10 protein-coding genes are annotated in these 15,471 nt (G+C 44.0%); all 10 read left to right on the top strand.

The annotated features are described in order from the left end of the window. Nucleotide 1: 1 nt before the first annotated feature. The 10 genes from ACFQ21_RS11035 to ACFQ21_RS10990 all read left to right on the top strand — a co-directional run bounded on the left by ACFQ21_RS11035 (nucleotide 2) and on the right by ACFQ21_RS10990 (nucleotide 15,395). Nucleotides 2-2,020 carry an ATP-binding protein gene (locus ACFQ21_RS11035; RefSeq protein ID WP_377578905.1) on the top strand — a complete coding sequence of 673 codons (2,019 nt, stop codon included), beginning with the start codon at nucleotides 2-4 and terminating at the stop codon, nucleotides 2,018-2,020. Between the two features lie 127 nt (nucleotides 2,021-2,147). Beyond that, on the top strand, nucleotides 2,148-2,861 hold the full coding sequence (locus ACFQ21_RS11030) for a 4Fe-4S binding protein (RefSeq protein ID WP_377578903.1): 714 nt from the start codon (nucleotides 2,148-2,150) through the stop codon (nucleotides 2,859-2,861). Beyond that, complete coding sequence (locus ACFQ21_RS11025) at nucleotides 2,858-3,373, top strand: NADH-quinone oxidoreductase subunit J family protein (protein WP_377578901.1); 516 nt, start codon at nucleotides 2,858-2,860, stop codon at nucleotides 3,371-3,373. The genes ACFQ21_RS11030 and ACFQ21_RS11025 overlap by 4 nt, the downstream gene beginning before the upstream one ends. After that, nucleotides 3,373-3,678, top strand: coding sequence for an NADH-quinone oxidoreductase subunit NuoK (nuoK, locus tag ACFQ21_RS11020; protein WP_377578899.1), 306 nt, complete (start codon nucleotides 3,373-3,375; stop codon nucleotides 3,676-3,678). Before ACFQ21_RS11025 ends, nuoK begins: the two co-directional genes overlap by 1 nt. A gap of 51 nt (nucleotides 3,679-3,729) precedes the next feature. Further along, nucleotides 3,730-5,676: an NADH-quinone oxidoreductase subunit 5 family protein gene (locus ACFQ21_RS11015; RefSeq protein ID WP_377578897.1), complete on the top strand. Its 1,947-nt coding sequence runs from the start codon at nucleotides 3,730-3,732 to the stop codon at nucleotides 5,674-5,676. 40 nt (nucleotides 5,677-5,716) lie between these two features. Then, nucleotides 5,717-7,330 carry a complex I subunit 4 family protein gene (locus ACFQ21_RS11010; RefSeq protein WP_377578895.1) on the top strand — a complete coding sequence of 538 codons (1,614 nt, stop codon included), beginning with the start codon at nucleotides 5,717-5,719 and terminating at the stop codon, nucleotides 7,328-7,330. 4 nt (nucleotides 7,331-7,334) lie between these two features. Continuing rightward, nucleotides 7,335-8,843: an NADH-quinone oxidoreductase subunit N gene (locus tag ACFQ21_RS11005; protein WP_377578893.1), complete on the top strand. Its 1,509-nt coding sequence runs from the start codon at nucleotides 7,335-7,337 to the stop codon at nucleotides 8,841-8,843. 93 nt (nucleotides 8,844-8,936) lie between these two features. Next, complete coding sequence (locus ACFQ21_RS11000) at nucleotides 8,937-10,820, top strand: amidophosphoribosyltransferase (RefSeq protein ID WP_377578891.1); 1,884 nt, start codon at nucleotides 8,937-8,939, stop codon at nucleotides 10,818-10,820. Between the two features lie 137 nt (nucleotides 10,821-10,957). Beyond that, the gene (locus tag ACFQ21_RS10995; RefSeq protein ID WP_377578889.1) at nucleotides 10,958-13,999 is read left to right on the top strand and encodes a SusC/RagA family TonB-linked outer membrane protein; all 3,042 of its coding nucleotides are present in this window, start codon (nucleotides 10,958-10,960) and stop codon (nucleotides 13,997-13,999) included. 16 nt (nucleotides 14,000-14,015) lie between these two features. Continuing rightward, the gene (locus ACFQ21_RS10990; RefSeq protein WP_377578887.1) at nucleotides 14,016-15,395 is read left to right on the top strand and encodes a RagB/SusD family nutrient uptake outer membrane protein; all 1,380 of its coding nucleotides are present in this window, start codon (nucleotides 14,016-14,018) and stop codon (nucleotides 15,393-15,395) included. Nucleotides 15,396-15,471 lie beyond the last annotated feature (76 nt).

Genomic DNA, 15,471 nt, shown 5'->3' with positions numbered 1-15,471 from the left:
TGTGAAAATAGTTTTTTCAACATTTCTGTTTTTTATAGTTCTTGGTCATTCTTGTCTATATGCACAAAGTGAAGCTGACAAGCTCGAGGCTGCACTGAAGGGTGAGCTTGCTGATACAGCCCGTATACGCGTACTCACCGCACTGGTAAAAGAATACCAGTTCGTTGACTTTACGAAGAGCCAGGCCTATACCGAGGAGGCTCTGAAGCTTGCCGAAAAAACAGAGTCTGTAAAACATAAAGTTGATGCATACCTGACCGCATCTGTTTTATATGCGAGCACCGGTGACTTTAGTTCTGCGCTTCGCTTCGATAACCGCGCGCTTGAACTGGACATCACCACCAAAGACAGCACAAACATCTCACGCGACTATAACAATATTGGCCATGATTATTATGACCTGGGCGAATACGATGATGCCTATTTTTACTTTACTCAATCATATCGTATCGCCAGTGTTATAAAAGATACCCTGCGCATGCTCATCTCGCTGCACAATGTAGGGCGTGTGTTTAAAGAATTAGGTCAATATGATCAGGCGCTTGATCATTTGCAGCTGTCGTTAAAGATGAGCCAGGAGCACCATGATACCGAAGGTATAGCCTATGCCCTGCACGAGATTGGCGATGTGATGTTGCGTAAAAATCAATACGACTCTGCGCTTAACTTTTTAACCGATGCACTCGCCAAAGTAAGGTCCATGCACATTGATGAGATCCATCCGCAGGTGCTGGCAAATATAGGATCGGTATACCTGAGCAAGAGTGATTTTTCGAAAGCACTTGCCTATTACGATTCAGCCTATACACTTCATGCTAAAACCAACAATCGCTACGGCATGGCCGAGATTGAATTGGGCCGCGGCATCGTGTTTATAAAACAAAAGAAGTATGACGAAGCCCTCGATAAAATAGAAAAATCGCTGGTGATTGCGCGTGAGTTGAACGCACGTGTACTCGAGATCAGAAGTTTCTATCAGCTATCTGTATTATGGGAGACAAAAGGCGATCATAAAAAATCGCTGGAGTATTTCAAGCAGTATAAATTGCTGGAAGATACCCTGTTCAGCCAGGAAATGCAGGGAAAATTACTGCGCGACCAGATACGTTTCGAAACCGAATCGCGCGATACACAGATAGCAGCCCTGAGCCGATTGCAAACTTCGCAGCGCAGTGAGTTAAGAAAACAGGAATTCGTTCGAAATATACTTGTCGTGGTGATGGCGCTGAGTGCTATTCTACTCATTACGGTTTATCGCAGCGGCCAGCGCAGACGCAAGATCAACATGTTGTTGCTCAACCATCAGGACGAGATGGAGAAACGCAGCGAAGAACTTGAGCGTCTCAACCAGGTAAAAGATAAATTCTTCTCGATCATTTCGCATGACTTACGTTCACCTATAAATGCATTGGCAGGTTTACTGGACCTGATCGATAAGGGCGCGATTAAACCGGAAGAAATGCACAAGCATACCAAGGAACTTAAAGTCCGGTTTAACCATACACGCACGCTGCTGAACAACCTGCTCGATTGGACATTGTTACAAATGGACAAACTAAATCTGCAGGCTGCCAAGATAAATCTATACCGCCTCGTAGAAGAGAATATACAATTGCTGGGCTCGGTACAAGACAAGAAGATCTCTATGCTCAACGAAGTGCCGGAGAATGCCATCGGCTTTGCTGACTCCAACACCATCAACCTCGTGATTCGTAACCTGATGACCAACGCCATTAAATTTACCAATGACGGAGGCCGCGTTGTGATAGCAGCACGCGAACAAGGTCGTGAGTGGATCGTGTCCGTAAGCGACAACGGTGTAGGCATGAAACCCGAAGTGTTGAGCATGCTCTTTGATAAAACAGCTCCTTATACAACCCGCGGTACCGCCAACGAGAAGGGTACTGGTCTTGGCCTCATTCTCTGCAAAGAATTTGTTGAGAAGAACGGAGGACGTATATGGGTTGAAAGCGCAGAGGATAAAGGCAGCACCTTCTACTTTACACTCCCGAAGTCTTGATCCGTTATCCGTTAATCGTATACATTACTAACGAATAACTGTTAACCATTAACGGATAAAGGATAGAGATTAAAATCAGAATTATACTTCCGAACATCTTTTTCCCTCCTATTTTTGTTACCCGGATATGGAAGGAATAAGTGTTACATATTTTGGTAAGATAGCAGAGGTTATCCGATCGCTTGCAGCAGGACTGAAGATCACTTTCAGACATATGTTGAGGGCGCGTAAAACCCGTAAACCTGTTGTTATTACCGATCAGCAATATTTTCAGTCTACCGAAGGAATCAATACCATTCAGTATCCGTACGAAATGCAGCCAGTGCCAGACACGGGCCGCTATCGCCTGCACAATGAAATTGATGACTGCATTGTTTGCGATAAGTGCGCGAAGATCTGCCCGGTAAATTGCATCACCATTGAACCTATCAAAGCGATTGAAGAAATCGGCAAGACTTCCGATGGAACTTCAAAGCGTATATATGCTGCCAGGTTTGATATAGACATGGGCAAGTGCTGCTTCTGTGGTTTGTGTACAACGGTGTGCCCTACAGAATGTCTTACCATGACTAAGGTATATGACTTCAGTGTGTTTGATATACGTGAGCACAACTACGTGTTTGCTGAAATGACTGAAGAGGAGATCGCTGAAAAGAAAAGAGTATACGAGGAGAATCAGAAAAATAAAGCAGCTGCCAAAACGGTTGTTGAACCGGTTGTTAATACAGCAACGGTTACTACTTCTGAAGAAAAGAAAGATATAGCAGAAGCGCCTAAAACAGCGAAACCCGTTTTTAAACCTAAAATTAAACCTGCGGTACCTCCGCCTGCCACCGAATGAACTTTGTAACGATACTGTTCTATTTCTTTGAAGCTGTGGCAGCCCTGGCAGCACTAAGCCTGGTATTGGTGCGAAATGTTTTTTATGGTGCTTTGATACTGGTTGTATGTCTGTTGTCGCTGGCCGCTATATATGTGTTGGCCTTTGCCGAGTTTGTTGCAGTAACACAGATCTTGATCTATGCAGGCGGTATATTGGTGGTGATCATCTTTGGCGTTATGCTTACAGCAAAGATTGCGGGTAAGCCCCTCGTTGTAAAGCATACCAACGTGTGGGGCGGTACCCTCGCGTGTGTAGCTTTGTTTACCTTGCTGCTATACTTTTTATCATCGCAGAAATTTTTTGAAGACGGAAAAGATAAAATGCAGGCAGCCGATACTGCGATCAATACGATTGGCTTTGGACTCATGACTGAGTTTGTACTGCCGTTTGAAGTGGCAGGTATATTGTTACTGGCAGCATTGATAGGAGCAGCCGTTATTGCATCGTCTATTAAATCCAGAAACGTATAATGGTTCCGGTATATCACTTTCTATGGCTGGGGGCGTTTCTTTTCTGTGCGGGTCTCATGGTAATTATCACCAAGCGTAATGCTATTATGGTGCTGCTCGGCATAGAGCTGATGCTGAATGCTTCGAACCTGAACCTGGTTGCTTTTAATCAACTTCATCCGGCACACCTCAGCGGCCAGATGTTTGCTTTGTTCGTTATCATTGTGGCTGTATGCGAAGCGGCTGTTGGTCTTGCTATTGTGTTGCGCGTATACCAACACTATCAAACCTCGGTGCCAGACGAAGTAACGGATCTGAAAGACTAACGATATACGTAACCCAAACAAAACATCCCCACGTAACACCTCGAAACTGCAATGCCCGAAACTCAGACACACTATACAACCTTCTTTGAAGTATGCCTGCTCCTGGTAGTGCTGTTGCCGTTGGTGTCGTTCGTGGTGTCGGGGCGTATACCGCAGCGTTACTCGTGGGTGGTGACTTTTACTGCACCTTTGTTTCTGCTGATCAGTGCGATCGGTGCTATATATATATTCACCGCGGTGTGGCATCATCAGCCCTACATAGCCAGGGTAAATTGGTTTACAATTGGCGGAACGCTGGTTTCGGCGGGAGTATATTTGAATGATATAGCAGCACTGATGCTGCTGGTCGTAACGTTCATATCGTTCCTGGTGCATCTATACTCTACCGGCTATATGGCTGGCGATGCAGGCTTGACCCGTTACTTCGCCATGCTGGGTTTCTTTACGTTCTCGATGCTGGGTATTGTACTGGCCGATAGTTTACTGCTCATGTTTGTGTTCTGGGAGCTGGTTGGTTTTTCGTCCTATATGCTGATTGGCCATTGGACAGAAAAAGATGAAGCTGCTGCTGCCGCAAAAAAAGCTTTTCTTTTAAACAGAATTGGCGATGCTGGTTTTCTGGTTGGCCTCATGCTCATCTGGGCCTATACCGGTACATTTGATATAGTTCAGCTCAGTGATATAAATGAAGTGTTCTCCTGGCAAACAGCGGCATCGCTATGCTTGTTTGCCGGAGTGATCGGTAAGTCTGCACAGTTCCCTCTACTCACGTGGCTGCCCGATGCCATGGAAGGACCAACACCGGTTTCAGCGCTTATTCACGCAGCTACCATGGTGGCTGCAGGTGTCTTTTTATTAGCGAGAGTATATTTCCTGTTTACCCCTGCAGCGTTAGATGTTATAGCAGGTATAGGTATACTTACAGCATTGATGGCGGCACTCTCGGCACTGGTGCAGTTTGATATCAAAAAGATACTGGCGTATTCTACAATATCTCAATTGGGATTAATGGTAGCAGCGATCGGAGCCGGGGCACCGGCAGCGGCTATGTTGCATTTGTTTACACACGCGTTCTTCAAGGCAGGTTTGTTTCTCGGTGCCGGTATCATTATCCATGTATTGCACCAGGCACAACAACAGGCGCACGAACATTTCAACGTACAGGATATACGCAATCTTGGAGGACTTCGAAAAAAATTACCGTTTACATTCTGCGCATTTGTGATTTGTGGCTGCGCCTTGGCAGGTATACCTTTCTTTTCAGGTTTTCTTTCCAAAGACGCCATTCTCACCGCCATCACCCATTGGAAAGGTGATGGCTTCTCGTGGAAATGGATTGTACTTGCTTCAGCATTTATAGTTTCGTTTCTCACCGTGATCTATACCTTCCGCATGATCTGGACTGTTTTCATGGGCGAAGAAAAACGAACAGCTTCATTGCCGGTAGTTGAACCTCCGGTAATTATGCGTGGTCCCGTTGCCATTCTTGCAGTTTGTTCCGTGTGGTTGCTGGTAGACATAAATCCAGTAAACTTCGAAGGATGGTTGTTTAATACACTACATGCTGATGGCAATTTTCATATAGGAATTATATCAATTGTATCAGCATTGTGGGTTATTCTTGCTGTGAGTGTAGCGTACTTCATGTTTCGCAGTAAAACAATACATGACGATTTACTGCTGAATAATTTTTACCTCGATAAGCTATATTTCAAGATCGTGGGGAACCCATCGTGGAGGCTGGCAGTGTTTACAGATTATTTTGACAGGCGATGGATCGATGGATTTATCCACGCCTCAGCGTATGCACAGGTAACGGTATCGCATTTGGTAGGATGGTTTGATCGTGCCATTGTAGATGGTACGGTAAACGGTATAGCAAGCTTGTCGCGCGGTGTTGGTAATTTTACCCGCTCTTTCCAGGGTGGTAAAATTCAGAGCTACATACTATGGGCAATTCTGGCAATCATAATTTTTCTAATTTGGATACTATTTTAAGAAGCGATAAGTCTTAACGGAAAGCAGAAAGAGAAACGTAATGCACCACTATTATATATCCCTTTTAATTTTTATACCTCTTCTTGCAGCAGTTGCCGGATTATTTGTTCCTGCCGGGGCCGCAAAATATTTTCGCTATAGCACGCTTTTCGTAAACCTGCTTCAGTGTATGGTGCTCATCGCGATGGTGATGGAATATATACCCGCCCAGGGAATGCAACTGGTGGAGAGGAAAGACTGGATCACCCTGAACATCGGCACATGGGGCATATTAAAAGCAGAATACTTTGTAGGCATTGATGGCCTGAGTCTGCCGCTGGTAGCGCTATCGGTTTTTGTTTTACTCATCGCCACCATCTCTTCATGGACGATCAATAAAAACGTAAAAGGATATTTTATTCTATTGCTGATCTTAAATGCAGCGATCATCGGTAGTTTCACTGCACTTGATTTTCTGTTGTTCTATCTCTTCTTCGAGTTCATGTTATTGCCGATGTTCTTCCTCATTGCTATATGGGGAGGTGCACGCAGGGAATATGCTTCTATAAAATTTTTCCTGTACACATTGCTGGGCTCTATCTTTATCCTGATCGTGATGATAGGCCTATACATCAGTGTACACGATCCGAATTACTCGGGACAGTTGGTACACAGCTTTAGTGTACTCAACATGGCCGATGCATCTAACTTTATATCGCATACGATACTTGATCCGAACAACGCCTGGACGATCGGTCCGATGAACGCGCGCCTCTGGGCATTTTTACTTTTATTCATCGGCTTTGCTATCAAGTTGCCGATGGTACCGGTACACACGTGGCTGCCCGATGCACACGTGGAGGCACCTACTCCGGTCTCTGTTATACTGGCCGCACTGTTGTTAAAGATTGGTGGCTACGGACTTGCGCGTATAGCCTTCCCGATATTTCCGGAAGCCGCTATACATTTCAGTACATTCATTGGTATCATGGGAGTGATCTCCATTATCTACGGTGGATTGAATGCCATGGCAAGCAAAGATCTGAAACGACTCATTGCTTATTCATCCGTATCACACATGGGCTTCGTGTTGCTGGGTTTTGCTTCACTAACGCCAGAGGGAATAGCAGGGTCGGTATACCAGATGTTCAGTCACGGAATAATTTCTGCCATGTTATTCCTGTTGGTCGGTGTACTCTACGATCGTACGCATGACCGAACCATTGTAAATTATTCAGGCTTGTCATCTAAAATGAAAAGCTATACTGCACTGGTGCTGGTTGGCTTCTTTGCTTCCATGGGATTGCCTGCATTCTCCGGCTTTATAGCTGAGATCATGATTTTCCTCGGAGCTTTTAAAGCCAACAGCGTAAATGGATTACTGCATGAAAGTTTAGCAATCATCGCGACATTGGGACTTATATTAGGCGCTGCATATTACCTCTGGACTTTACAGCGCATGTTCTTTGGCCCGTATGATCTGAAAGGAAATATAGCGCACGATTCTATTTATGATCTTACCGATCGTGAATACCTCATGCTTGTACCGCTGGCTATAGCAGTATTGTTCTTTGGAATTTTTCCGCAGCCGATGATCAACATCATTGATCCGTTTGCACAGAACTTTTCAGGATTTGTGTTGCGTGCGGGAAAGAGTTTAACATTAAATCCGTAATCCTGTGGAGAACGGTTTAAGCTTAACACTGGATCATATCTTCTCAAGCTTGTTCGAGCTGAGTCCGGAAGTAATTCTTTCCATTGGTATACTGCTTGTTATTGTAGTAGGCCTGGTGAAGAAAGATCATGCTATAACAACGCTGCTTACACTTCTTATTTTCTCCTTCTCGTTTCTTTTTGTCTTGTCAGATCTTGATACGCTGCAGCAACCGCTGTTGCTCTTTCAAGGCATGCTGCGAAAAGATACGTTCTCGTTATACCTGAGTGCGCTGGTTGATGCAGCCGGTATACTTACAGTGTTGATGAGCTGGCGAAATCAGCGGGAGCAAAGTCACCTGCAAGAGTACTATGCACTTATTATAACGGTAGCCCTGGGCGCACACTTACTGGTGATGAGCACAAACTTTGTGATGGTGTTTCTATCGCTCGAACTCATTTCCATAAGCTCGTATGTTCTCACCGGATTTTCATTCGATAAAAAAGGAGCGGAGGGAAGTTTAAAATATTTTCTGTTTGGTTCAGTTGCTTCGGCAGTGATGCTGTACGGTATCTCACTGTTCTATGGCTTTACCGGCACCCTTGAATTTTTATCAGAAGAATTTTTAAAAAACCTCGCGGGCAACATTACACCCCTGTTCTTTATAGCTGGACTTATGGTGGTAAGTGGTTTTCTGTATAAACTCGCAGCGGCACCGCTTCACCCCTGGGCGCCTGATGTATACGAGGCATCGCCTATGCCAGTCGTTGCTTTTTTTTCAACCGTACCGAAGCTTGCCGGTATTGGTGTGCTTACCCGTTTCGCCATGACATTAAAAATGGCCGATCAATCATACGACTGGCAATCCATACTCAGTGTTATTGCTATTCTTTCGTTAACGATTGGAAATTTTTCAGCTCTTCTTCAAAAAAATACAAAGCGGCTTATGGCATACTCGTCCATTGCACAGGCAGGCTTTTTATTAATAGGAGTTGTTGCTTTTCTTCCGCAGGGTATACACTTCATGCTTTTTTATGCGACTGTGTACGTGGCTATGAATTTCGTGGTGTTCATATACCTTCAATACTTTGAAAAAAATGGTTTTGTAACGATTGCAGAATTTGAAGGTATAGGAAAAACGTTTCTGTGGCCCTGTGTTTTTTTATTGATCGGTTTCGTTTCACTCACCGGCTTACCACCCACAGGAGGCTTCACTGCAAAATTATTTATCTTCTCTTCGCTTTGGGATGCATACCAGCTTTCCGGAAAAAATATATTGCTGTGGCTGCTGATATTTGGTTTGCTCAATACCGTGGTTTCATTGTTTTATTATCTGCGCATACCCTATTACGCATTTATAAAGAATCGCAGTATCAACATAACAACAAATATTCTTGCATTTGAAAATCTTTTTGGGTTGGTATTGGTTTTACTCATACTTCTATTCTTCTTCAGTCCCGGACTGTTGATGGGATGGATTAATAAAATTACCTTTGTGTCTGTTATCCGTTTTCCGTTATCTGTTATCGGTTAAAGCGTAATCCGAAGGAATATTTTTCTGCGGATAACGATTAGCGATTAACACGTAAACGAACTTCGGATAGCTGCTAAAGATTAACGGCACACCATGAGCGACCAAATCCTTCACGAGTGCGGAATAGCAATGATCCGCCTGCGTAAGCCCCTCTCGTACTATTTAGAAAAGTACGGACCAACCTACGCGATGAATAAGATGTATATCCTGATGGAGAAACAGCACAATCGCGGCCAGGATGGTGCAGGTGTTGCAAACATCAAGTTAGACGTAGAACCAGGACATCGTTACATTAGCCGTTATCGTTCCATCAAGCCACAACCCGTGGCACACCTCTTCAAGAAAATCAGCAAAAAATACAGGAAGGCCCAGAAGCAGGGCAAAGACAGATTTCGCGATGAGCAATGGCTCAAAGCAAATGTTGCCTTTAGCGGTGAAATCTGGTTGGGACATTTACGCTACGGTACACACGGTGTAAACAGCATTGAAAATGTACACCCGTTCCTTCGTCAGAATAACTGGAGAAGCCGTAACCTCGTAATGGCCGGTAACTTCAACATGACCAACGTTGAAGAGTTGTTTGATATACTCGTAAATCTTGGACAGCACCCGAAAGAGAAAGTTGATACGGTTACCGTAATGGAAAAGATCGGTCACTTCCTCGATGAAGAAGTGCAGGGTATATTTGAAAAGTATAAAGATAAATTTTCGAATCGCGAAGTATCCGAGATCATCGAGAATGAAATCGACTTGCAACGTGTATTGAAAAGAGCGTGTAAAGATTTTGATGGCGGATATACCATGGCCGGTATGACGGGTTCAGGTTCTGCTTTTGTTACGCGCGACCCAAATGGAATTCGTCCTGCGTATTTTTATGCAGATGATGAGGTGGTTGTAATCGCTTCTGAAAAGCCTGCGATTAAGGCAGCCTTCAACGTAGAGTATAACCAGATTGAAGAAATAAAACCTGGCCACGCACTTATCATTAACAAGAGCGGGGAGTTCGGTCAATACCAGATCACAAAGGCAGGTGAGAAAAAATCCTGCAGCTTCGAGCGTATATACTTCTCACGTGGCAATGATCCGGATATATATAAAGAGCGTAAGCAACTTGGTCGCCTGTTGGTGCCTCAGGTATTGCGTTCTATAAATTTCGACATCAAGAACACGGTATTCTCCTATATACCGAATACTGCTGAGACTGCTTTCTACGGTTTGATGGCGGGTATAGAAGATTACCTGATCAGCAAACAGAAAGATATTATCCTCGATGGTAAACCTTCTGTTGATTCACTGGAAGATATACTCTCGTTCCGTCCGCGCATTGAAAAACTGGTATTGAAAGATGTGAAGCTTCGTACCTTCATTACTGACGATTCGCATCGCGATGAAATGGTATCGCATGTATATGATACTACCTATGAAGTTATCCGTAAAGGTATAGATACACTCGTTGTTATAGACGATTCGATTGTGCGCGGAACAACACTGGAGAAAAGCATTTTGAAGATGCTGGATCGGATCGGTCCGAAGAAGATCGTTGTTGTCTCATCGGCACCACAAATCCGTTATCCGGATTGTTACGGAATAGACATGAGCAAGATGGGAGAGTTTGTTGCTTTCCGTGCCATGACTGCCCTGTTGAAAGAACAGGGTAAAGATTATTTGTTGGGCGAAGTGTACGAGAAGGCTACACGCGCGCGCGGACATCAGAGCCAGGTGAATTACGTGCAGCAGCTTTACAGCCAGTTTACAGACGAACAAATATCAAATAAGATAGCAGACATCTGCCGCCCGGCTGATATGAAATCAGAACTGGATGTGGTATTCCAGACTGTGGAGAATCTGCACAAAGCGATTCCTAACCATACCGGGGACTGGTATTTTACCGGTAACTATCCTACACCAGGGGGTATGAAAGTAGTGAACCGCTCTTACGTAAACTATATGGAAGGAAAATTAGTGAGAGCTTATTGACCTTCTATAAACACAGAAAACGTTTTAGAATATTTTTCTTCTCCCTTCTCTTTCGGTATTTTATTCGGTAAAATCTCCTCTTCATAAGTTTTTGTTAACTTGTGGGGGAGAAATTATTGATAACCTAAACCAAATCTATGAAGAGAGGTCTACTACTATTAGTAGCAGGGATGATGTTCTTTGCATCCTATGCTCAGGAAAGAGTAATCTCCGGTAAAATCACATCCTCTGAAGATGGAAGTGTTTTGCCAGGAGTAAACGTGTTAGTGAAAGGTACCACCACGGGTACCGTAACCGATGTTAATGGTAACTATACTATTAATGTCGGCCCTAGTTCAACACTTGTATTTACATTTATCGGCTTTACATCAACTGAAGTGGAAGTAGGTTCACGATCTACTGTTGATGTTCAGATGCAATCTGATGTAAAGCAGTTATCAGAAGTAGTGGTTGTTGGTTATGGTACACAGGTTAAGCAGGATCTTACCGGTAACGTTGCGTCAGTGTCTGGTAAAGAGATTCAAAATCAACCTGTACCTAGTTTTGATCAGGCTATGCAGGGAAGAGCTGCCGGTGTGTTCATCGAGTCTGGTAATGGTAAACTTGGTCAAGGTATAAAAGTACGGGTGCGCGGTGCCGCTTCTGTGTCCGCATCGAACGAACCACTTTATGTTGTAGACGGCATTATCGTAACTACCGATAACCTGTCTTCTACTGATGCATCAACAAACCCGCTGGCCAATATCAACTCAAATGATATTGAGTCCATTCAGATTCTGAAGGACGCTGCAGCTGCCTCTATATATGGATCGCGCGCGGCTAACGGTGTTGTTATCATCACAACAAAACGTGGTAAGAGCGGAAAGACCTCTTTCAACCTGAATTATATGAAGGGCTTCAGCAGTCCTACACGTAAAGCAAAATGGTTGAACGGTCCACAATACTACGAAGCATTTAAAGAAGCATTTGATAACACCGATGCTATACTTCAGCGTGATGAAGGCGAAGACTTCGGATCGTATATGTATGGAGAACCCGGGATGACGTTTGATCAAGTATTGGATTCAGAATTAGGTGACTGGAGCAAAGATGTAAGCGAAAATTGGGCTGACCTTGCTTATCAGGATGATGCCGGTATAGATCAGATCGATCTCTCTGCCAGTGGTGGAAATGATAAGACTAAATTTTATACCAGTCTTCAGTTTTCAGATCAGAAAGGTATACTTATAAACGATCGCTATAAAAAGTTAAGCGCCCGCGCGAATATCGATCACAAAGCTTCTGATAAAATCAGTTTTGGTTTGAACTTCAGTTTGTCTCGCTCGGTAAATAATCGCTTGAGTGATGATAACGAGTTTACAACGCCTATGCAGTTACTCGCGTTGCCTGCTGTGCAGCCAGCCCGTTTGTCTGATGGTACACTCAATCAGAATACACTATATTTTAACGGATTGATCAAGGCAGAGAATTCAACTTTTGAGACAACTACGTTTCGCAACATTTCAAATATATATGCAGCATGGCAAATTACTCCTGATCTCTCTTTCAGAAGTGAAGCCGGTGTCGATATACTCACACAAAATGAAGACATGTGGAATGGCAGCGAAGTGGACTCACAAACCGGTAACGTTAAAGGTGGTGGATACTCTTCTTACACAAACGTGCTGAATTACTCTACGAACAATTATCTGTCGTTCAATAAAGTATTTGGTCAGCATACACTGGATCTGACCGGGGGTATGAGTTTCCAGAAATATGAGCAGGATCTGACTGACTTAACAGCGCAAACACTTCCGAGCAGTGCATTCAGAACACTTACCAGTGCATCGGTAATTACAGACGGAATAAGCAGTGCTACAGACTATGCGTTCCTGTCATACTTCGCACGTGCTAACTATAAATTCAACAACAAGTATCTCGTGTCGTTGAGCGGTCGTCTGGATGGTTCATCTAAATTTGGTAAGAATGAACGCTACGGATTTTTCCCGGCTGCTTCTGCAGGCTGGATAATATCTCAGGAATCATTCATGGAGAATATCAAGAGTACATTGAGCTTCCTGAAGCTGAGAGGAAGTATAGGTGTGACCGGAAATGCTCCTACACAAAACTTTGCAGCGTTAGGACTATATGCGGCCAATACCTATGATATAGATCCGGGTATTGCACCATCTCAATTATCAAACAGCAACCTGAAGTGGGAGACTACTGTACAGACTGACTTTGGTATCGACTTCGGATTGTTCAACGACCGTATCACTGGTGAGATTGATTACTACGTTAAGAATACAACCGATGTATTGTTGAACTCGAACGTTCCGGGTACATCTGGCTTTCTGACACGCTTCATTAACATAGGGGAGATTGAGAATAAAGGGTTTGAATTTGTAATCAATAGTCAGAACATCGTTGGAGAATTCTCCTGGAGTTCTTCATTCAACTTTGCTCGTAACAAAAATAAAATCGTTAATCTGAATGGTAATGTTATTGAAGGTGGTTATTTGAACCGCGCGGTTGAAGGACAGCCAATCGGGGCTTTCTATGGTATTGAGTATGCTGGTGTAGATCCTGCAAACGGTGATGCCCTATACTATATCAACGATCCGGAAAACCCGAGTAGAGAAACTACGAACGATTACAACGGTGCATTCCGTACCATCATCGGAAATCCTAACCCTGATTTTATCGGAGGTTTGAGCAACACACTTTCCTATAAAGGATTTGACCTGAACTTCCTCTTCCAGTTTGTATATGGTAATGATGTATATAACGGAGCCGGAAGATTCCAGCGCGCAAACTTTACGTACTTCGACAACCAGCTTGTTGAAGACTGGGAAAATTCATGGAGAGAACCGGGCGATCAAACGGATGTGCCGGAAGCCAGATTGTTCTTGTCTAATGGTGATAAGGAATCATCACGCTTCCTGCAGGATGCATCCTATATCCGCTTGAAGACATTAAGCCTTGGGTATAATTTCCCGTCAACCATTACCAATCGTTTATCGATGCAGAGCCTTCGTATATATGTAGCGGCACAAAACCTGTTGACTATTACAGATTACGATCTGAACGATCCGGAAGTTAATACCGATTACCTCGCAGGTAACATCGGGCAGGGTAATGATTTTTATGCTGCTCCGCAGATCAAGACAATCTCTTTTGGTATAAACATTGGCTTCTAAAACCGTGAAACTAAGTATGAAAAAATATAATGTTTTAATTGTTGCTGCCTGCATGGCCATGCTCGTAGGTTGTGCCAGCGAACTTGATATCGAACCAAAAGATTCTGTAACAGAAGAAGTAGCACTGGATTCAGAAGAAGCTATTCAATCTTTATTAGTGGGTGCGTACGATCGCATGGCTGATGATGACCTATATGGCGGCTGGTTTCAGATGACAAGTGATTTACTAGGCACCAATGACGATATAACCTGGAGTGGTACATTTTCAGATCCGCGTGATATCTGGAATAAAACCATTACTACCAGCAATGCTCAGGCAGAGGTAACGTGGACAGAGGCATATGAAGCTATCAACGTTGCCAACATCATCCTGGCAAACCTGTCGGTGATAACAGACGAAGATGAGCGCGCCAGAATAGAAGGCGAAGCTAAATTTATCCGTGGCCTGGTATATTTTGATCTCGTTCGCTTATTCGCGAAAGACTGGGCTGATGGAAATCCGTCTGCCAATTTGGGTGTGCCGTTAAAGCTTACGCCAACTGATCTGGAGTATGACCCTGCTTCCAGCGCTATTTCCAGAAATACGGTAGCGGAAGTATATGCACAAGTACTGGAAGATCTTACCGATGCTGAGCAATTGCTGGGCGAAGATAACGGCTTCTATGCTACAACATGGTCTGCCAAAGCGATACTGGCAAGAGTATATATGCAGCAGCGTAATTACGAGGATGCCCGAACTAAAGCGAATGATATTATTGAGAGCGGACAATTTGCGCTCGTTGATAAAGTTAGTCAGGCTTTCAACCAGGCAAACAATACTTCAGAAGATGTGTTCGCTGTACAAATCACAAATCAGGATGGAGAAAATGCTTTGCAAACTTTCTATGCTTCAACAAGCTTCAACGGCAGAAGAGATATTCGTATCCGAGCTGAGTATGATGATTTGTTAGAGGAGACTGATGAGCGTAAAACTGCATTGATTTATTATGATGCTGCGGGAAGACGTCTCAGCGGTAAGTATAAAGATCAGTTTGCCAACATCAGTATTGTTCGTTTGGCAGAGCTATACCTCATTCGTGCGGAAGCAAACGTACGTGCAGGCGGAACGCAGGTTGGTCCTAATACACCGGGCGATGATTTGCAACTCATCCGCGCACGTGCAAAAGCAAGTGATGCTCCTGCAGAGCCTACGGTTGAAGATATACTGTTAGAGCGTAAACTTGAGCTTGGTTTTGAAGGCCACTTCATTCACGATATAAAAAGAACGGAAACAACCATTACGCAACAGGGAACTTATGAGTGGAATAGCAATTTATTGGTGCTTCCTATTCCGCAACGCGAAATGGATTCTAATCCTGCGCTTGCCGGCCAGCAAAATGCCGGTTATGTAAACTAAGCAGGGCGACTATATCAAAAAAAGAAAGCCCCGGGAACCACCCCGGGGCTTAAACCAAACCCCTCATACCAACTTC

This window comes from Ohtaekwangia kribbensis (genome assembly GCF_042676245.1).
Taxonomy (GTDB): Bacteria; Bacteroidota; Bacteroidia; order Cytophagales; family Cyclobacteriaceae; genus Ohtaekwangia; species Ohtaekwangia kribbensis.
Note: the sequence above shows the minus strand (reverse complement) of the source record. Positions and strands in the feature narration are given on the sequence as shown.